Origin of the sequence: Nitrogeniibacter mangrovi (assembly GCF_010983895.1) — a bacterium.
Lineage (GTDB): Bacteria > Pseudomonadota > Gammaproteobacteria > Burkholderiales > Rhodocyclaceae > Nitrogeniibacter > Nitrogeniibacter mangrovi.
In genome coordinates this window covers 3,359,395-3,384,579 of the sequence record NZ_CP048836.1, presented here as the reverse complement: position 1 = coordinate 3,384,579, position 25,185 = coordinate 3,359,395, and the positions used below count along the sequence as shown (strand labels likewise).

21 protein-coding genes are annotated in these 25,185 nt (G+C 67.7%); 13 read left to right on the top strand and 8 right to left on the bottom strand.

The window, feature by feature from the left end; translation table 11 throughout:
- Positions 1-156: 156 nt before the first annotated feature.
- Complete coding sequence (locus G3580_RS15680) at positions 157-483, bottom strand: hypothetical protein (protein WP_173767072.1); 327 nt, start codon at positions 481-483, stop codon at positions 157-159.
- A gap of 271 nt (positions 484-754) precedes the next feature.
- Here G3580_RS15680 and G3580_RS15675 point away from each other — a divergent pair, with 271 nt between their 5' ends.
- Positions 755-2,950, top strand: coding sequence for a UvrD-helicase domain-containing protein (locus tag G3580_RS15675; protein WP_173767070.1), 2,196 nt, complete (start codon positions 755-757; stop codon positions 2,948-2,950).
- Positions 2,951-2,957: 7 nt separating this feature from the next.
- Here G3580_RS15675 and G3580_RS15670 read toward each other — a convergent pair whose 3' ends face one another.
- Complete coding sequence (locus tag G3580_RS15670; RefSeq protein WP_173767068.1) at positions 2,958-3,761, bottom strand: response regulator transcription factor; 804 nt, start codon at positions 3,759-3,761, stop codon at positions 2,958-2,960.
- Between the two features lie 189 nt (positions 3,762-3,950).
- Between G3580_RS15670 and G3580_RS15665 the strand changes: the two genes are divergently transcribed.
- A complete protein-coding gene (locus tag G3580_RS15665) occupies positions 3,951-4,424 on the top strand; it encodes a c-type cytochrome (protein ID WP_173767066.1) in 474 nt (157 codons plus the stop codon).
- Positions 4,425-4,505: 81 nt separating this feature from the next.
- Here G3580_RS15665 and G3580_RS15660 read toward each other — a convergent pair whose 3' ends face one another.
- Positions 4,506-5,198 carry a cytochrome b/b6 domain-containing protein gene (locus G3580_RS15660; protein WP_173767064.1) on the bottom strand — a complete coding sequence of 231 codons (693 nt, stop codon included), beginning with the start codon at positions 5,196-5,198 and terminating at the stop codon, positions 4,506-4,508.
- Between the two features lie 69 nt (positions 5,199-5,267).
- The gene (locus G3580_RS15655) at positions 5,268-6,047 is read right to left on the bottom strand and encodes a ParA family protein (protein WP_173767063.1); all 780 of its coding nucleotides are present in this window, start codon (positions 6,045-6,047) and stop codon (positions 5,268-5,270) included.
- 301 nt (positions 6,048-6,348) lie between these two features.
- Here G3580_RS15655 and G3580_RS15650 point away from each other — a divergent pair, with 301 nt between their 5' ends.
- The 8 genes from G3580_RS15650 to G3580_RS15615 all read left to right on the top strand — a co-directional run bounded on the left by G3580_RS15650 (position 6,349) and on the right by G3580_RS15615 (position 15,806).
- On the top strand, positions 6,349-8,637 hold the full coding sequence (locus G3580_RS15650; RefSeq protein ID WP_173767061.1) for an NADP-dependent malic enzyme: 2,289 nt from the start codon (positions 6,349-6,351) through the stop codon (positions 8,635-8,637).
- Positions 8,638-8,778: 141 nt separating this feature from the next.
- On the top strand, positions 8,779-9,894 hold the full coding sequence (locus tag G3580_RS15645; RefSeq protein WP_173767059.1) for an FIST N-terminal domain-containing protein: 1,116 nt from the start codon (positions 8,779-8,781) through the stop codon (positions 9,892-9,894).
- Positions 9,895-9,897: 3 nt separating this feature from the next.
- Positions 9,898-11,010, top strand: coding sequence for a sensor histidine kinase (locus tag G3580_RS15640; RefSeq protein WP_217424508.1), 1,113 nt, complete (start codon positions 9,898-9,900; stop codon positions 11,008-11,010).
- On the top strand, positions 11,010-12,110 hold the full coding sequence (locus G3580_RS15635) for an HDOD domain-containing protein (RefSeq protein WP_173767057.1): 1,101 nt from the start codon (positions 11,010-11,012) through the stop codon (positions 12,108-12,110). The genes G3580_RS15640 and G3580_RS15635 overlap by 1 nt, the downstream gene beginning before the upstream one ends.
- Positions 12,103-13,254: a response regulator gene (locus tag G3580_RS15630; RefSeq protein WP_173767055.1), complete on the top strand. Its 1,152-nt coding sequence runs from the start codon at positions 12,103-12,105 to the stop codon at positions 13,252-13,254. Before G3580_RS15635 ends, G3580_RS15630 begins: the two co-directional genes overlap by 8 nt.
- Before the next feature lie 68 nt (positions 13,255-13,322).
- Entirely contained in the window at positions 13,323-14,453 is a 1,131-nt protein-coding gene (locus G3580_RS15625; protein ID WP_173767053.1) for a phospholipase A, read from the top strand.
- Positions 14,454-14,472: 19 nt separating this feature from the next.
- Complete coding sequence (locus G3580_RS15620; RefSeq protein ID WP_173767051.1) at positions 14,473-15,450, top strand: quinone oxidoreductase family protein; 978 nt, start codon at positions 14,473-14,475, stop codon at positions 15,448-15,450.
- Positions 15,447-15,806: a hypothetical protein gene (locus tag G3580_RS15615; protein WP_173767049.1), complete on the top strand. Its 360-nt coding sequence runs from the start codon at positions 15,447-15,449 to the stop codon at positions 15,804-15,806. The genes G3580_RS15620 and G3580_RS15615 overlap by 4 nt, the downstream gene beginning before the upstream one ends.
- Positions 15,807-15,822: 16 nt before the next feature.
- Here G3580_RS15615 and G3580_RS15610 read toward each other — a convergent pair whose 3' ends face one another.
- Both G3580_RS15610 and G3580_RS15605 read right to left on the bottom strand, forming a co-directional pair.
- Complete coding sequence (locus G3580_RS15610) at positions 15,823-16,872, bottom strand: GGDEF domain-containing protein (RefSeq protein WP_173767047.1); 1,050 nt, start codon at positions 16,870-16,872, stop codon at positions 15,823-15,825.
- 39 nt (positions 16,873-16,911) lie between these two features.
- Entirely contained in the window at positions 16,912-17,889 is a 978-nt protein-coding gene (locus G3580_RS15605) for a LysR family transcriptional regulator (RefSeq protein WP_173767045.1), read from the bottom strand.
- A gap of 203 nt (positions 17,890-18,092) precedes the next feature.
- Between G3580_RS15605 and G3580_RS15600 the strand changes: the two genes are divergently transcribed.
- The 3 genes from G3580_RS15600 to G3580_RS15590 are packed head-to-tail and all read left to right on the top strand — an operon-like array spanning position 18,093 to position 20,873.
- Positions 18,093-18,656 carry a flavodoxin family protein gene (locus G3580_RS15600; RefSeq protein ID WP_173767043.1) on the top strand — a complete coding sequence of 188 codons (564 nt, stop codon included), beginning with the start codon at positions 18,093-18,095 and terminating at the stop codon, positions 18,654-18,656.
- A 49-nt stretch (positions 18,657-18,705) separates the two neighbouring features.
- On the top strand, positions 18,706-19,926 hold the full coding sequence (locus G3580_RS15595; RefSeq protein WP_173767041.1) for a rhomboid family intramembrane serine protease: 1,221 nt from the start codon (positions 18,706-18,708) through the stop codon (positions 19,924-19,926).
- Positions 19,923-20,873 carry an AEC family transporter gene (locus G3580_RS15590; protein WP_173767039.1) on the top strand — a complete coding sequence of 317 codons (951 nt, stop codon included), beginning with the start codon at positions 19,923-19,925 and terminating at the stop codon, positions 20,871-20,873. The genes G3580_RS15595 and G3580_RS15590 overlap by 4 nt, the downstream gene beginning before the upstream one ends.
- A 12-nt stretch (positions 20,874-20,885) precedes the next feature.
- Here G3580_RS15590 and G3580_RS15585 read toward each other — a convergent pair whose 3' ends face one another.
- Both G3580_RS15585 and G3580_RS15580 read right to left on the bottom strand, forming a co-directional pair.
- Positions 20,886-23,309 (bottom strand): two-component system response regulator, encoded by a 2,424-nt coding sequence (locus tag G3580_RS15585; RefSeq protein WP_173767037.1) that lies wholly within the window; start codon positions 23,307-23,309, stop codon positions 20,886-20,888.
- Positions 23,306-25,081, bottom strand: coding sequence for a sensor histidine kinase (locus G3580_RS15580; protein WP_217424507.1), 1,776 nt, complete (start codon positions 25,079-25,081; stop codon positions 23,306-23,308). The genes G3580_RS15585 and G3580_RS15580 overlap by 4 nt, the downstream gene beginning before the upstream one ends.
- Positions 25,082-25,185 lie beyond the last annotated feature (104 nt).

Below are 25,185 nucleotides of genomic sequence, written 5' to 3'. Positions count from 1 at the left end.
ATCAAAACGCGCAAGTATACCGTGAAGCGTCTTGGCGCCGGGCGATTCAGGTGCCTGAACCGACGGGAATTTTCGCCGGTGAACGAAAAAACGGCACCCGGTTGCCCGGATGCCGAACTCCATCGAGGAGAGGGAGGGAGACGGTAGGCGCGCGCCTCAGGCGGCGCGATGCCAGCAACTGAAGTAGCGTTGCCAGTTGGCGGCCGTGGCCGCCGAGAGATCTTCGAAGAGGGTCAGCGGCAGGCGCATGGCGCGGTGCTGCATGCGCAGCACGTCCGCGAGGTTCGGCGTACAGAGGCTCGAATTCTCCGCCTCGAGCAGGGCGAGGAAGTTGTCCATGGCCGCACCCCAGTATTCGGCGTTGCCGACCCAGCCGGTGTCGGCGGTGGCCTTGCGCACGGCCTTGCGCCACAGTACTTCGGCGCGCTCGATCGATACGCCTGCCTTGCGCGCATACCAAGGCAGCAGCTTGGGTGATTTCATCTCTGTACTCCTTCGGCCGGTCTCCGGCTCATGTCATGGTCCTGCAAGCGCCGCCTTGTGGGCGGTTTTCTCTGCTCTGTTGGTGCAGGGCAATACAAACGATAGTTTGAATTCTACGCGGTTTTGAGGCGTATGTTCGTGAGAAAGTTCAAACAAATGTTGCTTTGCACAATCAAACCTTAGTCTTTTTGTCGGGTTTCGACAAGTGCTTGTTCCCGCAGCACAGTCCGGTCGGCGAGCCGGGTAGAATGAGCCCCCACAAGGAGGATGCATGACCGATCTGCTCGCCGGACTGAACCGGGAACAAACCCAGGCAGTCACCCTGCCACCCCAGCACGCCCTGATCCTGGCGGGCGCCGGATCGGGCAAGACGCGGGTGCTGACCACGCGCATCGCGTGGCTGATCCAGACCGGCCAGGTCACCCCGCAGGGCCTCCTCGCGGTGACCTTCACCAACAAGGCTGCCAAGGAGATGATCGCGCGCATCACCGCGATGCTGCCGATCAACACCCGGGGGATGTGGATCGGCACCTTCCACGGCCTGTGCAACCGGCTGCTGCGCACGCATCATCGCGAGGCGAATCTGCCCCAGCTGTTCCAGATCCTCGATTCGGCCGACCAGCTGGCGGCGATCAAGCGCCTGCTCAAGACCCTCAACGTGGATGACGAGAAGTACCCGCCGCGCGAGCTGCAGCACTTCATCAACGGCCAGAAGGAACAGGGCCACCGGCCCGCCGACGTGGAGGCCTGGGACGAGTTCACCCGCCGCCGCGTCGAACTGTTCGCGGAGTATGAGGCCCAGTGCCAGCGCGAGTCTGTTGTGGATTTTGCGGAGTTGCTGTTGCGCAGCTACGAGCTGCTCAAGCACAACGAACCGATCCGGAAGCACTACCAGCGCCGCTTCCGGCACATTCTCGTGGATGAGTTCCAGGACACCAACAAACTGCAGTACCGCTGGCTGAAGCTGCTCGCCGGCGGCGATGGCGAGGTGCCGGGCGCGTGCCTGTTCTGCGTCGGCGACGACGATCAGTCGATCTACCGCTTCCGCGGCGCCGAGGTGGGCAACATGCTGGCCTTCGAGCGTGAGTTCCAGGTGCCCAACGTGATCCGCCTGGAGCAGAACTACCGCTCCTGCGGCAACATCCTCGACGCGGCCAACGCGATCATCGCCAACAACACCCAGCGCCTGGGCAAGCAGTTGTGGACCGATCAGGGCGAAGGCGAGCCGATCCGCGTCTACGAGGCCTTTACCGACGGCGACGAGGCGCGCTGGCTGGTCGAGGAGATCCAGTCGCTGGTGCGCGACGGCCTGAGCCGCTCCGACATCGCAGTGCTGTACCGCTCGAATGCCCAGTCGCGGGTGCTCGAGCACCAGCTGTTCTCGGCCGGGGTGTCGTATCGCGTGTATGGCGGCCTGCGCTTCTTCGAGCGCCAGGAGGTCAAGCATGCGCTGGCCTACCTGCGCCTGATCGCCAACCCCGATGACGACACCGCCTTCGCCCGGGTGGTCAATTTCCCCACCCGCGGCATCGGCGCCCGCTCGCTCGAAGCGCTGCAGGACGCCGCGCGCACCTTCAACGGCAGTCTCTACGCCACCGTCTCGCACCTGACCGGCAAGCCGCGCAAGGCGATCGAGCCCTTCGTGGCCATGATCGAGAAGATGCGCAGCGATACCGCGGCCCTGCCGCTGCCCGAGGTGGTCGATCACGTGCTCGACCAGTCGGGCCTGCGCGAGCACTACCTGAGCCAGAAGGCCAAGGACGGTCAGGAACGGCTCGAGAACCTGGACGAGCTGATCAGCGCGGCGGCCAACTTCGTCGCCGAGATGCCGGCGCCCGAAGCGGCCGTGGATCACCCCCTGCTGGCCGATTTCCTCGCCCATGCCTCGCTCGAGGCCGGTGACCACCAGGCCGATGCCGGCGAGGACGCGATCCAGCTCATGACGGTCCATTCGGCCAAGGGGCTGGAGTTCGACGTGGTGTTCCTCACCGGCCTGGAGGAGGGCCTGTTTCCGCACGACAACAGCGTGCGCGAGCTCGACGGGCTGGAAGAGGAGCGCCGCCTCATGTACGTGGCGGTCACGCGGGCGCGCCAGCGCCTGTACGTGTCGCTGGCGCAAAGCCGCATGCTCCATGGGCAGACGCGCTATTGCATGCGTTCGCGCTTCCTCGACGAGATCCCGGTGGGGCTGACCAAGTGGCTCACGCCGCAGCAAAGCGCGTCGCGGCAGCCATCGCCCGGCGCTTTCGGCGCCGGCATGCGCCGCGCCGCCACGGCGCCGGCCCAGGCCTCGCGCGACCTCAACGGGCTGCGCATCGGCCAGGCGGTGCAGCATGCGCGCTTCGGCGTCGGCACCATCGTGGCGGCGGAGGGGAGCGGGGCGGATGCGCGCATCCAGATCAACTTCGGCCCCAACGGCATGAAGTGGCTGCTGCTCGGCGTGGCCAAGCTCGAACCGGTGGGGTGAGGCGCGCTCAGCCGGCGCCGAGCATGCGCGCGAGCAGGCTGCGGACCGTGGCCGGCTCGAAGGGCTTGTCGCAGATGCCGGAGACGCCCGCATCCTGAACGGCGGCCAGGCGACCGGCATCGGATTCGCTGGTGACCATCAGGATGGGCACGGCGCGCTGCCAGCTCTGGCGGCGGATGTGCTCGACCAGTTCCCGGCCATCCATCTCCGGCATGTTGTAGTCGGTGACCACCAGATCGACCATCACGTCGTTGATGATGGCCATGGCCTCGGCCCCGTCGCCGGCCTCGATGAAGTGTTCCACCCCCAGGTTGCCGAGCACGCGGCGGATGAATCTGCGCGCGTTGGGGCTGTCGTCCACCACCAGCACCTTGAGATCCTCCAGCGGCGTGTCGGTGCCGCCGAGCGCCTCGGCCGACAGCAGATCGAGGGTGTTGTCGAGGGCGCGGCCGAGCTGCGCGTTCGAAAACGGCTTCGGCACGATGCCGCAGATGCCCGACTGGCGCACCGGGTCGAGGGCCTGGGGGTTGGTTTCGCTGGACACCAGGATGAAGGCGACCGCCTCGAGCAGGGGGTGGGCGCGCATCTGCCGGACCAGCTCGGTGCCCGAACCGTCGGGCAGGTACAGGGCGCTGATGACCAGGTCCGGGCGCTGCGCCAGCATGGTGTCGATCGCCTCCGCGGTGCTGGAGGCGTGCCGGGGCGCAGGCAGGCCCAGGTCGGTGCACGCCTGGGCGATGATCCGGGCCTGCATGGCGGAGGGTTCGACGATGAGCGTATCGAGTTCGGTGACGTTCAGTGTGGCGGTCATGCCTGTCGTTTTCTGTCAGCGGGCGATGCACTTCGTAACGGCCGTTTTCCGCGAAACTTTGACGCATCGCAGTCGTCGGAATATCAGGGTCGGTTAATATTCTGACGGCGTACGGCACGCGTACGCCCCCGATCATCGTCGGCCGGCGCGCGCCGGCCATCCCCATTGCATGCTTGGAGAATTGCATCCATGAAACACATCGCAGCCCGTGCACTCGTCGGTCTGGCCGCCCTCGGCCTGGCCACGGCCGCCTCCGCCCAGGTCAAACCCGAGGACATGATCAAGTTCCGCCAGTCCGGCTATGCCTTCATGGCCTGGAACATGGGCAAGATCAAGGCCCAGGTGGTCGACGGCGCGGTGCCCTACGACAAGGCTCAGGTCGAGGCGGCCGCCAATGTTATCGCCGCCGTGGCCAATTCCGGCATGGGGGCGCTGTATGCGCCGGGGACCGATCAGGGCAAGGGATGGGAGAAGACCCGGCTCAAGTCCGCGTTCTTCCAGCAACCGGATGAAGTGCGCAAGATCGCGATGAACTTCGTCAAGCAGGCCAACGCCTTGCAGGCGGCCGCCGCGACCGGCGACCCGGCCGCCATCAAGGCCCAGTTCGGCGAGACCGGCAAGGCCTGCAAAGCGTGCCACGAGAAATTCCGCGAAGAGGAATGAGACAGGCACCCCGAGGCCGTCGCACGCCACAATGAAAATGAAAAAGACCGCCCCGGGGCGGTCTTTTTCATGGTGCCGGGCTCACCACGCCGGCGTGTCGATGCTCGGTGGCGGGGGCGGTGGATTGAAGGCGCCCGACGCGGACCAGACCGCCGCCGTCGCCAGGACCAGCGCCACGATGAAGGCGACCGGACCGCCGCCGCGTGCATCGCGGTGCGGTGCGTCGGCGCCAACGTCGCGGCGGCCGGTGATCATGGCCGGCACCAGGCGTTCGCGCCGGGCCACGGCGTAGTACACGATCGCGGCCAGATGCAGGCCGACCAGCACGTAGAGGGCAATCTCGCCGCGATGATGCCAGCCGGTCAGCGCGTCTGAGGTGTCCTTGGAGACCAGCGGATAGAGGGGGGCGTTGAAGGCGATGTCGTCGTTCGCGAACAGCCCGGTGAGCGCCTGCGCGGCGAGCAGGCCGAGCAGGGCGAGCACCGACAGGGCGCCGAGCGGGTTGTGGCCGATGCCGCGCCACTGGCCCTTGATGTAGGCGGCGATGGCCCCCGGGCCGCGCACGAAGTGGCCGAAACGGGCGTAGGTGGAGCCCACGAAGCCCCAGACCAGGCGGAACACCAGCAGACCGACCAGGAGCAGGCCGATGCGCTCGTGCCAGAGCATGAGGTTGCCGCCGATCTTGGCGGTGACGAAGGCGCCGACCACGCCGGCCACGAGGGACCAGTGAACGAGGCGGGTGGGCAGGTCCCAGAGGCGGATGCTGCGGGTCATGAGGATCTCTCGGATATCTGGACGGCCGGGTGGACTGCGCGCGGGCGAAAAAGCTCCCGATCGCCGCCCTCAGGTGCCGTATTTTCGCGCCAGGGTGTCGTGCAGGTCCACGTATTGCCCGGTGAGCTTGTGCTTCGGGTCGAGGTGGATCATGGGTTGGGCTTTCTCGTGCGACTCCTTGATCTTCACCGAGGCCGACAGGTAGGGCTCGATGATGGGCAGGCCCTCGTCGATGAGCTCCTGCACCACCTTTTTCGGCAGGCTGGCGCGCGGCTGGAACTGGTTGACCACGATGCCCTCGATCTCGAGCGCGTCGTTGTGATCGGCACGGATCTCGGCCACGTTGTCGAGCAGGGCGTAGAGCGCGCGGCGGGAGAAATCGTCGCAGTCGAAGGGAATCAGGCAGGCGTCGGCGGCGATCATCGCCGAGCGGGTGTAGAAGTTCAGCGCCGGCGGGGTGTCGATGTAGATGGCGTCGAATTCGTCGGCCAGTTCATCGAGCGCCTCGCGCAGCTTGAAGATCTTGTAGCGCGATTCGAGCTTGCCCTGCAGTTCTTCGAGCTCCGGATGCGAGGGCATCACGTACAGGCCCGGGAACGGGGATTCGACCACGAATTCGTCGAGCGGCTTGGGGTTGAGGCGGAAGTTCAGCGTCTGGTCGAAGAAATCGGCCAGTGACGCGTCCAGCGCGTCGGCGCCGGCACCCAGCAGGTAGCGGGTGGAATTGCCCTGCGGGTCCAGATCCACCACCAGCGTGCGCTTGCCCTGGTGGGCGCCGATGGCCGCCAGGTTGCAGGTGATGGTGGATTTGCCGACGCCCCCTTTCTGATTGAAGATCACACGTCGCATGCTGTCTTGCCTCCCCTTCGATGCCGCCCGATTGTGTTCGGTGTGCGCACATTCTGCCAGCAATGCTGCGTCGCGATAAGGGTTTACCATGGCTGCCCGAATCGCTTCATGCGATAATGCGCGCGCTTTTTCGCATGGCGCGATCCCGGTCTCTCCCCGGCCGGTACCACGCCCCGCCGCGACCGCAACACCCTGTTGCGGTGACAACCACAAACCTCAAAGCGGCGAGTCGAGACGTGAAGGGCAGGCCGTCGCCCCGGCGACGGAATCGATTGGCTGGAGAGACCTTAGAGGGGGACTCATGGATCAGGATTTCATCGCCGCCGCGCTGGAATATCACCGCGCGCCGACCCGCGGCAAAATTTCGGTCGTTCCGACCAAGGGACTGACCAACCAGCGCGACCTGGCGCTGGCCTACTCGCCCGGCGTGGCCGCCGCCTGCAACGCGATCGTTGACGACGCCGCGCAGGCCAGCGAGCTGACCTCGCGCGGCAATCTCGTCGGCGTGGTGACCAATGGCACCGCCGTGCTGGGTCTGGGCAACATCGGCCCGCTGGCTTCCAAGCCGGTGATGGAAGGCAAGGGCTGCCTGTTCAAGAAATTCGCCAACATCGATGTGTTCGACATCGAGCTGGCCGAAAACGACCCGGACAAGCTCATCGACATCATCGCCGCCCTCGAGCCCACGCTCGGCGGCATCAATCTGGAAGACATCAAGGCGCCCGAGTGCTTCTACATCGAGAAGAAGCTGCGCGAGCGCATGAACATTCCCGTCTTCCATGACGACCAGCACGGCACCGCCATCATCTCCGCCGCCGGCCTGATCAACGGCCTCAAGGTGGTGGGCAAGGACATCGGCACCGTCAAGCTGGTGTGCTCCGGCGCCGGCGCCGCCGCCATTGCCTGCCTCGACCTCATGGTCAGCCTCGGGCTCAAGCGTGAGAACGTGTACGTGTGCGATTCGCGCGGTGTGATCCGTGTCGGCCGCGACGAGAACATGGAGGCCAACAAGGCGCGCTATGCGCAGCAGACCGAGGCGAAGACGCTGGGCGAGGTGATCGAGGGCGCGGACATCTTCCTCGGCCTGTCCACCGCCGGGGTGCTCAAGCCCGAGATGGTGGCGCGCATGGGCGACAAGCCGCTGATCTTCGCGCTCGCCAACCCGACCCCGGAGATCATGCCGGAGGAGGCCAAGGCGGTGCGTCCGGACTGCATCATCGCCACCGGTCGCTCCGACTATCCGAACCAGGTCAACAACGTCCTGTGCTTCCCGTTCATCTTCCGTGGCGCGCTCGACGTGGGCGCCACCACGATCACCGAGGAGATGAAGCTGGCCTGCGTGAAGGCCATTGCCGAGCTGGCCGAGGCCGAGCAGAGCCATGCGGTCGCCACCGCCTATGCCGGCGCCGACCTGCGCTTCGGGCCCGACTACATCATTCCCAAGCCCTTCGATCCGCGCCTGATCATCAAGATCGCGCCGGCGGTGGCGCGCGCGGCGATGGAATCGGGCGTGGCGACGCGGCCGATCGAGGACTTCAAGGCCTATGCCGAGAGCCTGACCAACTTCGTGTACCAGTCCGGCATCATCATGAAGCCGGTGTTCTCGGCGGCGAAGAAGATCCCGGCGGAGAAGAAGCGGGTGCTCTACTCCGAGGGCGAGGATGTGCGCGTCCTGCATGCGGTGCGCGCGGTGCTCGACGAAGGCCTTGCGCAGCCGATCCTGATCGGTCGCCCGGCGGTGATCGAGCATCGCATCGCCAAGGCCGGCCTCGATCTGGTCATCGGACGCGATTTCGAGGTGGTCAACACCGAGGACGATCCGCGCTACCGGGAACTGTGGCAGGACTATCACAAGATGATGTCCCGCGACGGCATCACCGCCGAGATCGCCCGCGCCAAGCTGCGTCGCGACACCACCCTGATCGGCTGCATGCTGCTGCGCCGCGGCGATGCCGACGCGCTGGTGTGCGGCACCTACGGGACCTACGACTACCACCTCAAGCAGGTGCAGGACGTGATCGGGCTGGCCCCGGGCGCGCATCGCTTCGCGGCCATGAGCATCCTGCTGCTGCCCAAGCGGGTCCTGGCGATCGCCGACACCTACGTGAACGAGAGCCCGAGTGCCGACGAGGTGGCCGAGATCGCCGCCATGGCGGCGGACGAGCTCAAGCGCTTCGGGATCAAGCCCAAGGTGGCGCTGCTGTCGCACTCGAACTTCGGCAGTTCCAACTCCGCCTCGGCGCGCAAGATGCGCCAGGCGCGCGACCTGCTCGTGGCGCGTCGCGCCGACATCGAATGCGACGGCGAGATGCATCCCGACGCCGCGCTCGATCCGGACATCCGCGCCGAGGCCAGCTTCGAGAGCACGCTGTCGGGGCAGGCCAACCTGATGGTGATGCCCAACATCGATGCGGCCAACATCAGCTTCAACCTGTGCAAGCAGGCCAACAGCGATGGCGTCTCGGTGGGGCCGATCCTGCTCGGGGCCGCCAAGGCCGTCCACATCCTCACCGCCACCGCCACCGTTCGTCGGTTGGTGAACATCACCGCGCTGGCCGTGGTGGATGCCTCGGAGCCGCACAAGGCCTGAACCGGGCCCCGTTGCCGAGCCAGGGCGCCTGCGGGCGCCCTTTTTTCGTCCTCGTCCCGTGTCCGCTCGCGCCGTGTCCGATTCAAGCTTGCCCGGAGGGCGCCGATACAAGAAGCCTGATAGCCCTGAAAGGGAGTGACAATGGCGATCGAAGTCGTACATGGCGAGAGCCGGTCGATGGACCCGCGCCAGGCCGTCGCCGAGCTGGCGGCGGCCTTCGGCCCGGGCACCCTCGATGCGGTCATCTTCTTCTGTTCCCCGGACTACGTGCTCGGGGAACTCGGATCGGCGCTGCAGGACACCTTTGTCTGCCCGACCACCGGGTGCACGGCGGCCGGGCAGATCGGCGCGGACGGATTCGAACACACCGGGATTCTCGGGGTGGGTTTTCGCGGTGGCGGCCTGCGTCTGCAGCCGTATCCGATCACCCCGCTCGCGGATCATGCCCACCGGGCCGTGCGCATCGCCGAGGCGGTGCGCGAACGCGGTGCCGCGCATCCGGACCTGAGCCGCTTCGGCCTGCTGCTGGTCGATGGCCTGTCCATGCTCGAGGAGCGCCTGGTCGCCAGCCTCTACCAGGCGGTCGGCAACATGCCCATCGTCGGCGGCTCGGCCGGCGACGACCTGCGCTTCGAAAGCACCCACGTCTATGACGGTGCCGGTCGCTTCCTCAGCGACGCGGCCGTGTTCTGTCTGGTCGAGTGCGACGCGCCGATCCAGCCCATGAAGGTGCAGCACTTTCATCCCACCGCGACCGAACTGGTCATCACCGCCGCCGACCCGGAGCGCCGGATCATCTACGAGATGAACGGCGAACCGGCGGCCGTGGCCTACGCCGAGGCGCTGGGGCTGACCCCGGACGCGCTGACGGCCGAGGTGTTCTCCTGCCATCCGCTCGTGCTGTCCTTCGGTCAGGAGCCCTATGTGCGTTCCGTCCAGCAGATCGGCGCGGACATGTCCCTGACCTGCTATTGCGCGATCGAGGAGGGGCTGATCGTGACCATCGGCGCCGCCGTCGATCCGCTCGAAACCCTGCAGACGGCCTTCTCGGAGCTGCGTCGCGCGATGCCCGAGCCAGCCCTGATCCTGGCCTGCGACTGCATCCTGCGCCGGCTCGAATTCGAGGGCGAGGGCATCGACGCCGCGGTCGGCCGGCTCATGGCCGCCAACCGGGTGTTCGGATTTTCCACCTATGGTGAACAGTTCAACGGCGTGCACGTGAACCAGACGTTCACCGCCGTGGCCATCGGAGGTTGAACCGTGAGCGAGATCGAAACACCGGCCGCCGCAAGCCCCTATGCGGCCCTGTCGAGCGAGGCCCTGCAGCGCAAGCTGGTCGCCCGCGACAAGACGATCGAGGTGCTCAAGCGGCGTCTCATGCAGGAGGCGGTCAGCGGCAAGGATTCGCCCTACGCGATCCTGGAGCAGAACCTCTCGCTGCAGCAGGTCGTCGCCCGCAAGACCGAGGAACTGGAGACGGAGCGGCACGAACTGCAGCGGGCGCTAGAGGAGTTGCGCCTGACCCAGGCGCAGCTGCTGCAGGCGCAGAAGATGGAGTCCGTCGGCCAGCTTGCGGCGGGCATCGCCCACGAGATCAACACCCCGACCCAGTACGTCATGGACAACGTCGGTTTCATCCAGACCGCCTCGGGGACGCTGCTCGGCCTGGTCGACAAGGCCGTGGGCCTGGCCGAGGTGGCCCGCCCGCTGCTGCCGGAGGCGGAGGCGATGGTCGAATTCGACGCGACCCTCAAGCGCGCCCGGCTCGACTTCCTGCGGCGGCAGATCCCGGGCGCCCTCGACGAGTCGCTCGAAGGCCTGGGGCACATCTCGCGCATCGTCGCCGCGATGAAGGAGTTTTCCCATCCCTCCGGCGGCGAGAAGGAGCCGGTGGACATGCGCGAGCTGATCGCCACCACGCTGACGGTGGCGCGCAACGAATGGAAATACGTGGCCGAGGTCGAGACCCGCTTCGCGGACGATCTGCCCAGCCTGCCGTGCCAGCGCGACATGATCGGCCAGGTGGTGCTCAACCTGGTGGTCAACGCGGCCCATGCGATCGCCGGTACGCTGCGCGAAGGGGTGCGCGACAAGGGCCGCATCGAGATCTCCGCCGCCTGCCGGGGCGATGCCATGGAGATACGGGTGTGCGATGATGGCAGCGGTATTCCGATCGGGATTCGCGATCGGATCTTCGACCCCTTCTTCACCACCAAGGCGGTGGGCAAGGGCACCGGTCAGGGGCTTGCGATCGCCTATTCCACGGTGGTCGACAAGCACCAGGGTGAGATCTTCTGCGAGTCCGAAGAAGGGGTCGGCAGTTGTTTCGTGGTGCGCCTGCCGCTCGACGGCGGTGCGGGAAGGAGTACGTGATGCAGGTGGTGGTTGTCGATGACGAGCCGCGGGTGCTGGCCGGTATCGAGCGGACCCTGATGATGAGCGGGCGTGACTGGGGTCTGCGCTTCGCCACCAGCGGCCAGGAGGCGCTGGAGATGCTCGAGGCGCAGCCGGCCGACGTGGTCATCTCGGACATGCGCATGCCCTTCATGGATGGCGCCGAGCTGCTCGTCCGGGTGCGCGAGCGCTGGCCCGGCACGATCCGGATCATCCTGACCGGCTACTCCGAGATGGACGCGACCATGCGCATGCTGGACGTGGCCCATCAGTTCGTCGCCAAGCCCTGCGACAGCAAGGCCCTGCTCGACGCGGTGGAGAACGCCATCGGGCTGCGCGCCTTGTTCGCCGATCCGCAGGTGGTGGATGTGGTCGGTCGCATCAGCCGGCTGCCCGCTTCGCCCAAGGTGTTTACCCGGCTGTGCGAACTCATGGCCGATCCGGAGACCGATCTGCGCCGCATCGCCGATCTGCTCGGCAGCGATCCGGCCCTGTCGGCGAAGCTGCTGCAGCTGGCCAATTCGGCCTACTTTGCGCGCGGCAGCGCCATTCACGACGTCGGCCAGGCGATTGCCCGGCTGGGGCTGGACAATGTGCGCCTGCTGGTGCTGGCCGCCCAGGTGTTCGCCACCGGGGACGGTGACGGTCATATCGATGCGCTCCAGCACCGGGCCCTGCTGGCCAGTCAGCTGGCCGCCCACATCGGTGGCATCAAGGGCCCGGCGCCCACGGCGGCGCTGCTGGCCCATGTGGCCTTGAGCATCCCCGAAATCGCCGACCCGGAGGTGCGCGACGAGGTGACCGCCTGCGCCACGCCCCTGCATGCCGCCGTCGGGGCCTATCTGCTGGCGGTGTGGGGGCTGCCCATGGAGATCGTCAATGCGGTGGCTTGGCATGAAGATCCGGCGCGCAGCTCACCCACCCACTTCGATACCGCCGGCGTGGTGCATGTGGCGACCCGGCTCGCCAATGGCCGCGAGCCCGACCTGGCCTATCTCGAGCGCGTCGGCGTCGGCGCCAAGTGGCCGCAGTGGCAGGCCTGGATGCAATCGACGAACGAGGACATTTCCGATGACTGACACGCCCTTGCCGCGCATTCTCTGCGTTGACGACGAGCCCAACGTCCTGTCGGCGATGGAGCGGAACCTGGGGGCCGATTTCGACGTGGTCGTGGCCAACGGGGGCGAGGCCGCGCTGGACGCCATCCGCTGGCAGGAACCCTTCGCGGTGATCATGTCCGACATGCGCATGCCGGGCATGGATGGCGCCACCTTCCTGGCCAAGGCCCGGGAGCTGTCGCCCGACAGCGTGCGTCTGCTGTTGACCGGGCAGGCCGATCTCGAGTCCTCGATCGCCGCCATCAACAAGGGCGCGATCTTCCGCTACCTGTGCAAGCCGTGTCCCAAGGACGAACTGAGCGCCACGCTCGCCGACGCGGTCGGCCAGTACCGCCTGCTGCGTGCCGAAAAGGAATTGCTCGAAACCACCGTGAGCGCCTCGGTCAAGACCCTCACCGAGGTCCTTGCGATGGTCGCGCCGTGGGCCTTCCAGCGCTCCACCTTCGCCCAGTCGTGTGTGCGTCACGCGTTGCCGAAGCTCGAATGGCCGGACGGCTGGATCTACAACGTGGCGGCCGCGCTCAGCCAGATCGGCTGTGTCGGCATTCCCGCCGAGGTGGTGCAGGCCGATGCGGCGCACCGCAACCTCGATCCGGAGCAGCGCGAGCTGCTGCGCTCCCATCCCGAGGTGGCTTGCCGCCTGGTCGAGCGCATCCCCCGCATGGAGACGGTGGCGCGGATCATCCGCTATCAGCACAGCGCCGCGCCGGCCGACGAAGCGCTCGAGGTCATCCGTGGCAGCCAGCTGCTGCGCGCCGCCCTCGAACTCGAGCGTCATGCGACCCGGGAAAACGGCCTGGAGCGGCCTTGGGAGATCCTGCGGGCGCTCAAGCCCGCCATTCCCGATTACATCATCAAGGCCCTGTCCGATCTGCGCGCCGGGGTGGCCGGACGGCGTGCGGCGCGCGTCTCGGAGCTCATGCCCGGCTGGGTGGTCGAGGAGGACATTCGCACCACCAACGGCCTGATGGTGCTCACCAAGGGGCACGAACTGACCGAGACCGCCATCGCCGCCCTGCACCGGCTGCTCGCGGCCCATGCGATCCGCGAGCCGATCCGGGTCAGTTCGCGCACCGGCGAGGAGGCTGCCGCCCCCTCCGGCTGACCCTGGTGCGCAGCCCGAACGGGGCGGGCTTGATAGAATCAGCCGGTCGTCATTTCCGGTCGTCTGCGATGTCCACCATTTTCCGGGGCGCTGCCCTGCTTGTCTTGCTGGGCCTGGCCCACGCCGCGTTCGCCGAGCGACTGCTGGTCCTCGACGAGACCACGGTCACGCCCGGCCGGGCCTCCGGGGCCACCGTGGTGGATACCGCGCCCGGCGCGCGCTTGCCCGACGCCCTGGTCGCCAGCGCGCGCATCGACGAGCTCGTCGTGGCGGTACCGATGTCTGCCGATGGCGAACAGAACGGGCAGACCCGACGCTATGCCTTCGTGTGGCCGGACACCTTGTCCGGCATGGCGACCGTGACCCTCAAGGACGTGGCGCGCAATGCGGTGCTGGTCCGGGTGGGCGCGCCCGCCGTGGCCGGTGCCGACGCCGCGCCCCTGCCGACCCGTACCGAGGTCGTGCCGGAGCCGGTGGTGCAGCCGACCGAGCCGGCGCTGACCACCAACGAACCCATGTACTTCCTGGTGAGCCCCGATGCCGATTTTTCGGCGCGTTTCCAGCTCAGCTTCAAGTACCGTCTGTTCGAGCGCGACCGGGGCTTCGCCAGTCTTGTGCCCATCCTCGGCGGGCTGCATTTCGGCTACACCCAGACCTCCATCTGGGACCTGGGCGAACCGTCCGCGCCGTTTCGCGACACCAGCTACCGGCCCTCGCTGTTCTACGACTGGCCCATGCATCTGGCCAAGGACAGCCGCCACTCGGTGGTCTGGCGCGGCGGCCTGGAGCACGAATCGAACGGCCGTGACGGCGAGCGCTCGCGCAGCATCAACACCGTCTTCCTGCAGATGGACTGGCGTTACCGGCTGTCCGATCTGAACACCATCGGGTTCAAGCCCAAGCTCTGGGGCTACATCGAAAAGAACGACAACCCCGACATCCAGCGTTATCGCGGCTATGGCCAGCTGGAGGCGAGTTTCTGGCACAAAGACTGGAAGGGGGCGGTGCTGATCCGCCGCGGCGAGGCCGGCAAGGGCGCCACCCAGGTGGACCTGTCCTACCCGCTCAAGGGGCTGTTCCCGCGCGCCGGGGGCGGCTTCTTCCACATGCAGTATTTCGACGGTGAAGGCGATACACTGCTCGAATACGATCGGGCGCGCGATCCGCAGCTGCGCGTCGGTTTTTCCATCGTTCGCTAATGTGCAAGGAGTCAGCGTCATGACGCATGCCATCCGATTCGAGCAGACCGGTGGCCCCGAAGTCCTCCAGTGGGTGGCGGTCGACGTGCCGCCGCCGGGGCCGGGCGAAGTGAGCCTGCGTCACACTGCCGTGGGCCTGAACTACATCGACACCTACCATCGCAGCGGCCTGTATCCGGTCGAGCTGCCCTCCGGCCTCGGGGTCGAGGCCGCCGGCGTCGTCACCGCGCTCGGGCCCGGCGTCGACCACCTGGCCGTGGGCGACCGGGTGGCCTACGCGGGCGGCCCGCTCGGCGCTTACGCCGAGGCGCGCACCATGCCGGCGGCGCCGCTGGTGAAGCTGCCCGATGCGGTGGGTGACGAGGTCGCGGCGGCGATGATGCTCCAGGGCCTCACCGCCCAGTACCTGCTGCGCCAGACCTATGTGGTCAAGCCCGGCGACACCATCCTGGTCCATGCCGCCGCCGGCGGCGTCGGCCTGCTCCTGTGCCAGTGGGCCAAGCATCTGGGCGCCACCGTCATCGGCACCGTGGGCTCGGCGGAAAAGGCGACGCTGGCGCGCGCCCATGGCTGCGATCACACCATCCTCTATCGCGAAGAACCCTTCGCCGAGCGGGTACGCGAACTCACGGGGGGGCAGGGCGTGCCGGTGGTCTACGACGCGGTGGGCAAGGACACCTTCATGGATTCGCTCGCCTGCCTGCGACCGATGGGGCTGATGGTCTCTTTCGGCAACGCCTCGGGCGCGGTGCCGCCCGTCGATCTCGGCCTGCTCGCCAAGATGGGGTCGTTGTTCGTCACCCGTCCGACCCTGTTCACCTACGCCGCCGAGCGTGAGCGCCTCGACCAGATGGCGGCCGAGCTGTTCGACGTGGTCGGCCGGGGCATCGTCAAGGTGGAGATCAACCAGCGCTACGCGCTCGCCGAGGCCGCCCAGGCGCACCGGGATCTGGAAGCCCGGCGCACCACCGGTTCGACCGTGCTGGTGGTCGCATGAGGCGTACGATCCTCGCGGTGCTCATCGGCGCCAGCGTCCTGGGGGCGGGCCCGCTTCAGGCCGCCGGTCCGCTGCTCTCGCCCGCCGGCATCGCCTACATGAAGGCCGAGGAACATCGCATCGATCGCCAGTTCGCCACCCGTGCCGCCCAACTCGGCGGCGTGCCGGTGTCGGTGGTGCTCGACGGCATGCCGCGTGGCCCGCGCATCACCGACACTGGGCAGCGGATCATCCAGGTCATTGAACGGCACACGGGGGGCGCCCTGAGCCGGGACGTGCGTGCCGGCATCCAGGCGGCCGACGACGAACGCAAGGCCGCCCTGGCCCGGGCCCGCGAGGAGGCGGCGCGGCGCTGAGCGGTGTTCGCTGCGCTCAGAACAGTTCCAGATCGTCGTTGAAGGTGCGCGGCAGGATCTCGCCGGCCTCGACCAGCGCCGGGTAGGCACAGACGCGGTTGCGGCCGTGATTCTTGGCGTAGTAGAGCGCCTCGTCGGCGGCCCCTAGGGCGGCCGACGGGGTGTCGCCGGCGCGCAGGGGCACGTAGCCGATGCTGATGGTGACCTGACCCACCTGGGGGAAATGGTACTGCTCCACCTTTTCGCGAAAGCGCTCCAGGACCCGTGCCACATCCTCGGCCGAGGTCGGGGTCAGCACCGCCACGAACTCTTCGCCGCCGAAGCGGAACAGCTTGTCCTCGAAGCGAAAGCTCTCGCGCATCAGATTGGCCAGCAGGATCAGGACCTCGTCGCCGTAGAGGTGGCCGAATTCGTCGTTGATGCGCTTGAAGCGGTCGGCGTCCATGACCGCCAGCCAGTGCGGCGCCGAGACCGGGCCGTGCTGGCGCCGGTCGGCACCGGGCAGGAGCGCCTCGTCCACCCGTGATGCGGTGATGGCCCCCAGGATCTTGTCGAGATTGTCGTCGAAAGTGCGCCGATTGAGCAGACCGGTGAGGGTGTCCCGCTCGCTGTAGTCGAGCAGGCTCAGGTAGTTGCGATACAGGTTGATGAAGCCGAGTGCGAGATCGAGCCGCTCGTTGTCCAGCGCTGCCGAGGCGCGCAGCTCGATCACCCCGCTGACCTTGCCATCGTAGGCCACCGGCAGGCAGTAGGTGATCCGGCCGTTTCCGGCCGAGGCGTCGGCGACGATGCGCTCCTCGGCCACGCAGGCGCGGAAGTCCTCGCGCGAGTCGAGCGCCAGGATCTCGTCGGCGGTGTCGAAATCGGTGTCGCAATAGCGCACCCCGTCGCTGCCGGCGTGGGCGAGCCGGTGCAGCAGGGTCCGGTGCCCCGCGTCCTGGACCTTGAAGAGGTTGACGGCCTCGGGACGCAGGATCTCGTACAGCGCCGAGGCCACCCCCACTTCGAGCAGGGTGCGGTCGCGGTGCCGGGTGATCGACTCGACATGCTTGAGGACGTGAATCATCTTGTTCCGTCAATGGCTTGGGCGGGCCTGGAGGATCGATTATACGTGTTCTGCATGAGGCGCCGACCGGTCGAACGTTTCGGAATGATTCATCTGCGCGCCGATGGGGGCTGTACTGCGCGCCAGCCGCTCACGCCAGCGTGACTCGGCCAGGCGCTTGCGGAACCAGGCCAGGGCGTGCCCCTGGTGGCTGCTGCGCCAGGCCACGTGAAGGGTATTGCGCGGCGGTGGCACGCTCGTGCGCCGCGCCACCAGATCGCCCCGCGCGATGGCCGGACGGGCCAGTTGCGGGGGCAGGTAGCCGACGCCGAGGCCGGCGATCTGGGCGGCGAGCTTGGCGGGGAAGTCCGGCACCACCATGGTGTCCTGGCCCTCGAACAGGCCCGCGCTGCGCGGTTGCAGGGTGCGCGAGGTATCGGCGAGCACGATCGCCCGGTGAGCGCTGACCACGTCGGTCGGCAAGGGATCGGGGTGGCCGGCCAGCGGATGATGGGGGCTGACGCAGAACACCAGGTCGATGACGCCGAGCGGGGCCGAGGCCAGGCCGGTCTGCGGGGGCGCATCGCCGGAGGCGCCGATGACCAGATCGGCGCGGCCCGAGGCCAGGGCATCCCAGCTGCCGCCGAGCACTTCCCGCTCGATGGACAGGCGGGTGCCGTTCTGCTCCGCCAGGAAGGCCGCCGCCAGCGGCAGGAAGTCCTCGAAGCAGATGACCGCATCGAGGCCGATGCGCAGCTGCGCCTCCCAGCCGGTGGCCACGCGCTTGGCCCGGCATTCGAGCTCCCCGGCGGCACGCAGCAGCACGCGCCCCTGGTCGAGCAGGGTGCTTCCGGCGACCGTCAGCACGGCGCGGCGCCCCTCGCGCTGGAACAACGGGTAGCCCAGGTCGGCCTCGAGACGGCGGACCGCGTGGGTCAGTGCCGAGGGGACGCGATGCAGCCGGCGCGCCGCCGCCGCGAAACTGCCTTCGCTGTCGATGACATCGAGCATGTGCAGAGCGTCGAGGGACAGTTTCATGTTGAATTCACTTCAATGTTTGAGTCAAAAATTGTCGCTTTTTTCTTTTTAGCTCATTAAAGACAATACGTCACATGTGAACGGAATTCATTCTTCCGGGCGAACGTTGCCGTACGGGTGCGGGCCATCCGGTGCGGATCGGCGGGTCCTGTGGGCGGATGATGCAGGTTCACACCCCCAACCCCCCAATGGAGCAAACGAACATGAAACAGGTTGCCGTGGTGTATCACTCGGGTTACGGCCATACCCATCGAATGGCCGATCATGTGTGCAAGGGCGCCGATGCGGTCGAGGGCGTCAGTGCCCGCTTGGTGTCCGTGGATGCCATGGACGACGACGCGTGGACGGTGTTGGCTGACGCCGATGGCATCATCTTCGGTGCGCCCACCTACATGGGCAGCGTCTCCGCGCCGTTCAAGGCCTTCATGGACGCCAGTTCCAAGGTGTGGTTCTCGCAGGGCTGGAAGGACAAGGTCGCCGCCGGTTTCACCAACTCCGCCTCGCAATCGGGCGACAAGCTCAACTCGCTGGTGCAGCTGATGGTGTTCGCCGGCCAGCACGGCATGCTGTGGACCAGCCTCGGCCTGATGCCGGGCAACAATTCCAGCACCGGCTCGGCAGCCGATCTGAACCGCATCGGCAGCTACTCCGGCGCCATGGCCCAGTCCAATGCCGACCAGGGCGCCGAGGCGATGAACGAGTCGGACCTGCGCACCGCTGAGCACCTCGGCCGGCGCGTGGCCGAAACGGTGCTGCGCCTGAGCTGAGCGTGCCGGGCGCGAACGCGGGCCGCGCGCCTCGTGTATAAACGGGGGCATGTCCGCGCCGCGCCATTCGACCCCGGAAGCATTCCTCGACGCCCTCTACGCCCATGTGCCTCGGGCGTGGGTGACCACCGCGCTGGTGGCGATCAACTTCCTCGTCTTCGCGGCGACGGCGGTGCAGGCCGACGCCTTGTGGCACATTCCGGGCAGCCTGCTCGCGGACTGGGGCGGCAACTATGCGGTGCAGACCCGCGAGGGTCAGCTGTGGCGTCTGTTCACCGGGCTGTTCCTGCATGGCGGGCTGCTGCATGTGGCGCTCAACATGCTCGCGCTGTACCAGGCCGGCCAGCTGGCCGAGCGCCTGTTCGGCCCGCGCCGTTTCACGCTCATCTACGTGGCCGCCGGGCTGGTGGCGAGCGTGGCCAGCGTGTGGTGGCGCCCCAATGGCCTGAGCATCGGCGCCTCGGGGGCCATCTTCGGCGTCTTCGGGGCCCTGCTGAGCCATGTGCTGGTGACCCGCACGAGCCTGCCGCCGGACACCTTCCGGCGCCTGCGCAAGGCGCTGGTGATCTTCATCGGCTACTCCCTGATCGCCGGTCTGGTGTTGCCCGGGATCGACAACGCGGCCCATGTCGGCGGGCTGATCAGCGGCGTGCTGCTCGGGGCCGGATTGGCGGTGCCGGTGGGCGATGCGCGCGTGCCGCGGGTGCGCTTCGCTGGCGCGCTGGCGGTGGTAGCGCTTGCGGCCGGGACCCTGTGGTTCGTCACGCCGCCGGTGCGCCCGGCGCTGACCCAGAGTTTCGCCTTCAACGCGGTGGCGGCGCAGGTGGCCGAGCGCGAGGAGCAACTGGTGCAGCGCTACCACTTCCTGGCCGATGCCCTGCGCCAGGGGCAAATCGACGATGCGGCGGCGGTGGACATCCTCGACCGGGAGCTGATCCCCGCCTGGCGGCAGCTGGAGGACGAAGTGGCCACCGGCGGGCAGGGCGACTGGCGCGCCGGGCCGCTGCTGCGCTACCTGGCGGCGCGGCGCGAGGCCCTCGAAGCGCTGGAGATGGCGATCCAGACCCATCAGCGGCGCTGGATCGAGCGGTCCAACGCCCTGCAGGCCCGGGCGGATGAATATCTGCTCGACTATCGCATGCTGCTCGCCCCAGGGGGGGACGGCCGCCGGCACGCTGAGTTTCGCGGTCGGTCGCGGAAAGTGCGTATGGCGGGCGGCGGGCGCGGCGCGTACCGTGGCCTGCTCAATCCGGTGGGCCGTGAAGCATGAACGCGTTCTTCGACATTCTCGACTTTTCCTTCTCGGTCACCGGACCGATCTTCGTGATCCTCGCCCTCGGCGTGTGGCTGAGGCGGGTCGGGATGCTCACCGATGCCTTCGTCGAGGCCGGCTCGCGGCTGGTGTTCACCGTCGCCCTGCCGGCGCTGCTGTTCATCAGCATCAGCAAGACCAATTTCGAGGCCGCCGCCAATGTCTCGCTGGTGGCCTTCGGCGCACTGGCCACCGTCACCACCTTCGTGGTGCTCGAATGGGTGGCGGCGCGCTGGGTGGCCGAGCCGGCCGATCGGGGCGTGGTGGTGCAGGGCGGCTTCCGCTCCAACATGGGCATCGTCGGCCTGGCCTATTGCGTCAATGCCTATGGCGAGTCCGGGCTGGTGGCCGCGTCGCTGTACCTGGGCCTGATCACCATTCTCTTCAACATCCTCGCGGTCATCACCCTGAGCCGTTCCCTGCATGCGCGGCGCAGCGTGGCCGGGGTGCTGCGCGGGATCGCCACCAACCCGATCATCATCGGTATCGTGCTGGCGCTGCCGGTGTCCTGGGCGGGCGTCAAGCTGCCCGCGCTGGTGATCCAGTCGGGGCAGTATTTCGCCAACCTCACCCTGCCGCTGGCGCTGTTGTGCACCGGGGCCTCGCTCGACTTCGCGCGCCTGCGCCTGGAGACGCGCAACACCCTGCTGGCGAGCGTGGCCAAGCTGGTGTTCGTGCCCCTGGTGTTCGTGCTCGGCGGCCTCGCGGTGGGCTTTCGCGGCATCGACCTGGGGGTGTTGCTGCTCATGTCCTCCACGCCCGCGGCCGCGGCCAGCTATGTGATGGTGCGCGCCATGGGCGGCAACGCGGTGCTGGCTGCCAACATCATCGCCCTGACCACGCTGGCTTCGATCCTGACCACCAGCGTGGGCATCATGATCGTGCGCGGCGCGGGCCTGATGTAGCGCCGTACCGGTTCAGGACAGGTGTTCCGGCGGGGCGGCGATGAGCATGTCCACGTCGCGCACGTCCAGCGGGCGCGAGAACAGGTAGCCCTGGGCCTCGTCGCAGCCCAGTTTGCGCAGGAATTCCTGCTGGGTGGCGGTCTCGACGCCTTCGGCGATCAGGGACAGGCCGAGGCGGTTGGCCATGGCGACGATGGCTTCGGTGACGGCGACGCCGTTGGCATCGCCGGGCAGATCCTGGACGAAGGAGCGGTCGATCTTGATGCGGTCGATCTGCAGGTGCTTGAGCAGCGACAGCGACGAGAAGCCGGTGCCGAAGTCGTCGATCGAGATGCACACCCCGAGCGCACGCAGTTCGGCGAGCAGCTGGCGGCTGTGGTCCACCGACTGCAGGGTGCTTTCGGTGATCTCCAGATCGAGCTGGTCGGGCGGAAACTCGGTCTCGTCGAGAATCTCCCGGACCGTGGTGACGAAATCGCCGGCGCTCATCTGCCGCGCCGAGACATTGACCGCCAGACGCAGCGCCTCGAAGCCCTGGCGGATCCAGCTCACTGCCTGGGCGCAGGCGGTGCGCAGCACCCAGGCGCCGATGTAGTCGATCAGGCCGCATTCCTCGGCGACCGGGATGAAGCGATCGGGACCGATGCGTCCGTGGGTCGGTTCGTCCCAGCGGATCAGGGCTTCGAAGCCCACCAGCTGGCCGTCCTCCAGGCGCACCACCGGCTGATATTGCAACAGCAGCTGGTCGCCGGCGATGGCGCGCAGCAGGCCCTGTTCGATGTGCAGGCGCTCGATCGCGCGCTCGGCCATGTCGTTGGAGTAGAAAGCGTACCGGTTGCGCCCGCGCTCCTTGGCGCCGTACATGGCGCTGTCGGCGGCCTGGACGAGGCCGGTGAAGTCGTTCGCGTTGTCCGGGAACACCGCGATGCCGATGCTGGCGGAGACGCTGAGGCGCTCGTGTTCCAGGTCGATGCCGGTGCGGATCTCGCACAGCAGTTTCTCGGCCAGGCTGGCGCAGTCCTCCAGGCGGGTGATGTCGGGAACGACGACGACGAATTCGTCGCCTCCGATACGGATGGCGGTGTCGGTGCGGCGCAGGATGCGGCTGATCCGGTGGGCGACTTCCCGCAGCAGCGTGTCTCCGGCGGCATGCCCGAGGGTGTCGTTGATGAGCTTGAAACCGTCCAGGTCGATGAACAGCACCGCCACCCGGCCACCGTGCTGGCGGGCCCGGTCGATTTCGCGCTCGATGGTGTCCTCCAGCATGTTGCGATTGCCCAGGCCGGTGAGGGTGTCGTGGTAGGCGAGGTGATTGATCTGTGCCTCGGCGCGGCGCAGCGCGCCGGTATCGGAGATCGCGAGCACGTAGTTGCCTACCTGCCCCTGGGCGTCCCGGACCACGCACAGGTGTTGCCAGGCCGGGAACAGGGTGCCGTCCTTGCGCAGGCAGGCGACCTCGCCGCTCCAGTAATCGGAGTCGCTCTCCTGCAGGCGGGCTTCGAAGCTGTCTTCACGTCGTCGCGCATGCAGGAAATCGTCCGGCGCCAGGCCCTTGACCTCGTGTTCGGTGAAGCCCGTCAGGGTCTCGAAGGCCGGGTTGATCGAGATCACCCGATGGTCGACGTCGAGGATGGCCATGCCCTCGCCGGTGCTGGTGAACACCACCGCGGCGCGGCGCAGGCGTTCTTCCTGCTCGCGCTCGAGGGTCACGTCGCGAATGACGCCGACGGCCCGGTCGAGGCCCCCGTCCGGCCGCGAGAAGGCCTGGGCGTGGAGGTCGACCCAGCCGTTGTCGCCGCTGTCCGGCGACTCGTTCAGCTTGACCGTGGTGCGGATCGCCTGGCCCTGGGTCAGGGCTTCGGCGATGCCTGGCCGAAAGGCCGGGTCGATACGTGCGAGGAAGCCGCGTTCGGCGTCGTCGAGGGACTCCGGCGAACAACCGAAAATGGATTCGAAGCGCCCCTCGCTCACGAATCGGTGCCGGGTCGCGTCCCATTCCCACACACCGAGCTCGGCGGCGTCCATGGCCAGGCGCAGGCGCTCCTCGCCTTTCTCCACCTGCAACTCGGCGCGACGGCGCGCCAGGGCCATGCGTACGGTGGCCTGCAGGGCCCGGGTCTCGACGGGTTTGACCAGGTAGCCGTAGGGACTGCTGCGCTCGGCCAGATCCAGCATGGCCTGGCCGGCGAAGGCGGTCAGGAACAGCACCGGAATGCTGTGCTCCTGCAGGACGCAGGCGGCGGCGGTGCCGTCCATGGGGCCGTCGAGGTGGATGTCCATGAGCACCAGATCGGGCTTGAGCCGGGGGCCTTCGGCGACCGCCTGTTCGCCGCTGGAGGCGACCATGACGACCTCGTGTCCGAAGGATTCGAGGGTCTGGCGCAGGTCCAGGGCGACGATGCGTTCGTCTTCGACGATCATGATGCGGCCGTTCATGTGGCCTCCCGTTCGGTGGTGTCGAGCGTCAGTTCGAAGCGGGTGCCCGGCGCGCGGGAGACGGCCCACGCGCCGCCCGCCTGATCGCACAGCAGCGGGATCAGCTGCATGCCCAGCGACCGGCTGCGGCCGGGGTCGATGTCGGCGGGCAGGCCGATGCCGTCGTCGGCCACCACGATCAGGCAGTGGGATGCGTCCTGGCGGGTCAGCGTGACCTCGACGTGGCCATGGCGGCCGTCGGGAAACGCGTGCTTGATCGCGTTGGTGACCAGCTCGTTCACGAGCAGCCCGCAGGGCACCGCCCGCTGCAGGTCCATATGGACCTCCTCCTCGGCACGGACGTTCAACTCGAAGCGCGCGGGGCCGTCGCGGAAACTCTCCTGCAGCAGGGCGCACAGCCGGCGCAGGTAGGAAGCCAGGTCGATGCGCGAGAAGTCGTTGCGCTCGTAGAGCAACTGGTGGATCAGGGCCATGGCCTTGACCCGGCCCTGGCTCTCCGAGAGCGCCTGGCGCACCGAGGGGTCGGCGCTGCGGGCCTGCAGGTTGAGCAGGCTGGAGATGATCTGCAGGTTGTTCTTCACCCGGTGGTGGATCTCGTGCAGGAGCACGGTCTTCTCCTCGAGCGCCTTTTCGATCATGCGGCGGTCCGCCTTGCGCGTGGTCACGTCCTGGATGGTGGCCAGCACCATGGTGCCGCTTTCGGTGCCGATCGGGTTGAGGCCGATCTCCACCGGGAATTCGCTGCCGTCCTTGCGCCGGGCGTACAGTTCGCGCCGGCCCGCCATGTCGCGCGCCTCGGGGGCCGACATGTAGCCGCGAAACAGCGTGTCGTGGCCGTGGCGATGGCGTTCGGGCATGAGCATTTCGATGCCCTGACCGAGCATCTCCTCGCGGGTGTGGCCGAACAGCCGCTCCATGCTCGAGTTGACCAGCACCATGCGGCCGGCCGGGTCGACCATCGCGAGCCCGTCGGGCGCCGATTCGACCACCTGGCGGAAGCGTTGTTCGGAGCGCTGCAGCGCCGCTTCGCCGGCTTTGCGGCTGCTCACGTCGATGGCGCTGTAGATCAGGTGGGTGATGGCGCCGGCGGCGTCGCGTACCGGCGAGAGGATCAGGTCGATGGTGACGATCTGTTCGCCGGCCATGCGCTTGCCGATGTCGAATCGCGGCGAGGCCCCGGCTGCCGCCTGATCTACCGCCTCGCGGATGCGCGCCGCCGTCTGCGGTGAATGCTGCCACCAGTGGCAGTCCCAGAACTTGCGCCCACGCACTGCCTCGAGCGCGATGCCCGCCGCGTCGAGCGAGGCGCGATTGGCTTCGAGCACCGTGCCGTCCGGTGCGAGCACGCCGACGAAGCTCACCAGATGGTCGAGGATGTCGTTGGCCTGGGGCGTCGGCGCCGGTTCGACCGACACCAGCAACCGATCATCGGCGAGCGGCTGACAGCGCACCCGGTGAATGCTTGGGGCAGGCCGGGCCGCGTCGTCGACCAGGTCGGCGCACTGGGTCGTCCCGAGCGCGCGCGCCTGCGCCATCAGCGTGCGGATGCGCTCCGCGCCGCCGGGCAGCAGGTGGGCGCAGGGCTGCCCTTCGAGGTCGGCGATGGATCGGGACAGCAAGCGTGCGAAGGCCGCGTTGACCTGGACGCAGTGTCCATCAGCGTCCATCAGCGCGGCAGCGACGCTCAGCGCCGAGACCGGGAGGGTCGGCGTGTCGGGGCCGATCCGTGCAGGCCGGTCCGCATCGGACGGCTTGCGTGGATCCATGAGCATGTTGCTTCTCCTCGGGGCCCGAGCCGCTGACCTCCGTCGGTCGGGTGCCACGTGGTGTTATGCGCCGGCCGGATCGTGCCGGTCGGTCGATCCGGAGCGCATGC

Excerpts from the sequence above, each read along its gene's own strand:
- G3580_RS15680 (WP_173767072.1), bottom strand. The coding sequence starts at position 483 with ATGAAATCACCCAAGCTGCTGCCTTGGTATGCGCGCAAGGCAGGCGTA.
- G3580_RS15675 (WP_173767070.1), top strand. The coding sequence starts at position 755 with ATGACCGATCTGCTCGCCGGACTGAACCGGGAACAAACCCAGGCAGTC.
- G3580_RS15670 (WP_173767068.1), bottom strand. The coding sequence starts at position 3,761 with ATGACCGCCACACTGAACGTCACCGAACTCGATACGCTCATCGTCGAA.
- G3580_RS15665 (WP_173767066.1), top strand. The coding sequence starts at position 3,951 with ATGAAACACATCGCAGCCCGTGCACTCGTCGGTCTGGCCGCCCTCGGC.
- G3580_RS15660 (WP_173767064.1), bottom strand. The coding sequence starts at position 5,198 with ATGACCCGCAGCATCCGCCTCTGGGACCTGCCCACCCGCCTCGTTCAC.
- G3580_RS15655 (WP_173767063.1), bottom strand. The coding sequence starts at position 6,047 with ATGCGACGTGTGATCTTCAATCAGAAAGGGGGCGTCGGCAAATCCACC.
- G3580_RS15650 (WP_173767061.1), top strand. The coding sequence starts at position 6,349 with ATGGATCAGGATTTCATCGCCGCCGCGCTGGAATATCACCGCGCGCCG.
- G3580_RS15645 (WP_173767059.1), top strand. The coding sequence starts at position 8,779 with ATGGCGATCGAAGTCGTACATGGCGAGAGCCGGTCGATGGACCCGCGC.
- G3580_RS15635 (WP_173767057.1), top strand. The coding sequence starts at position 11,010 with ATGCAGGTGGTGGTTGTCGATGACGAGCCGCGGGTGCTGGCCGGTATC.
- G3580_RS15630 (WP_173767055.1), top strand. The coding sequence starts at position 12,103 with ATGACTGACACGCCCTTGCCGCGCATTCTCTGCGTTGACGACGAGCCC.
- G3580_RS15625 (WP_173767053.1), top strand. The coding sequence starts at position 13,323 with ATGTCCACCATTTTCCGGGGCGCTGCCCTGCTTGTCTTGCTGGGCCTG.
- G3580_RS15620 (WP_173767051.1), top strand. The coding sequence starts at position 14,473 with ATGACGCATGCCATCCGATTCGAGCAGACCGGTGGCCCCGAAGTCCTC.
- G3580_RS15615 (WP_173767049.1), top strand. The coding sequence starts at position 15,447 with ATGAGGCGTACGATCCTCGCGGTGCTCATCGGCGCCAGCGTCCTGGGG.
- G3580_RS15610 (WP_173767047.1), bottom strand. The coding sequence starts at position 16,872 with ATGATTCACGTCCTCAAGCATGTCGAGTCGATCACCCGGCACCGCGAC.
- G3580_RS15605 (WP_173767045.1), bottom strand. The coding sequence starts at position 17,889 with ATGAAACTGTCCCTCGACGCTCTGCACATGCTCGATGTCATCGACAGC.
- G3580_RS15600 (WP_173767043.1), top strand. The coding sequence starts at position 18,093 with ATGAAACAGGTTGCCGTGGTGTATCACTCGGGTTACGGCCATACCCAT.
- G3580_RS15595 (WP_173767041.1), top strand. The coding sequence starts at position 18,706 with ATGTCCGCGCCGCGCCATTCGACCCCGGAAGCATTCCTCGACGCCCTC.
- G3580_RS15590 (WP_173767039.1), top strand. The coding sequence starts at position 19,923 with ATGAACGCGTTCTTCGACATTCTCGACTTTTCCTTCTCGGTCACCGGA.
- G3580_RS15585 (WP_173767037.1), bottom strand. The coding sequence starts at position 23,309 with ATGAACGGCCGCATCATGATCGTCGAAGACGAACGCATCGTCGCCCTG.
- G3580_RS15580 (WP_217424507.1), bottom strand. The coding sequence starts at position 25,081 with ATGCTCATGGATCCACGCAAGCCGTCCGATGCGGACCGGCCTGCACGG.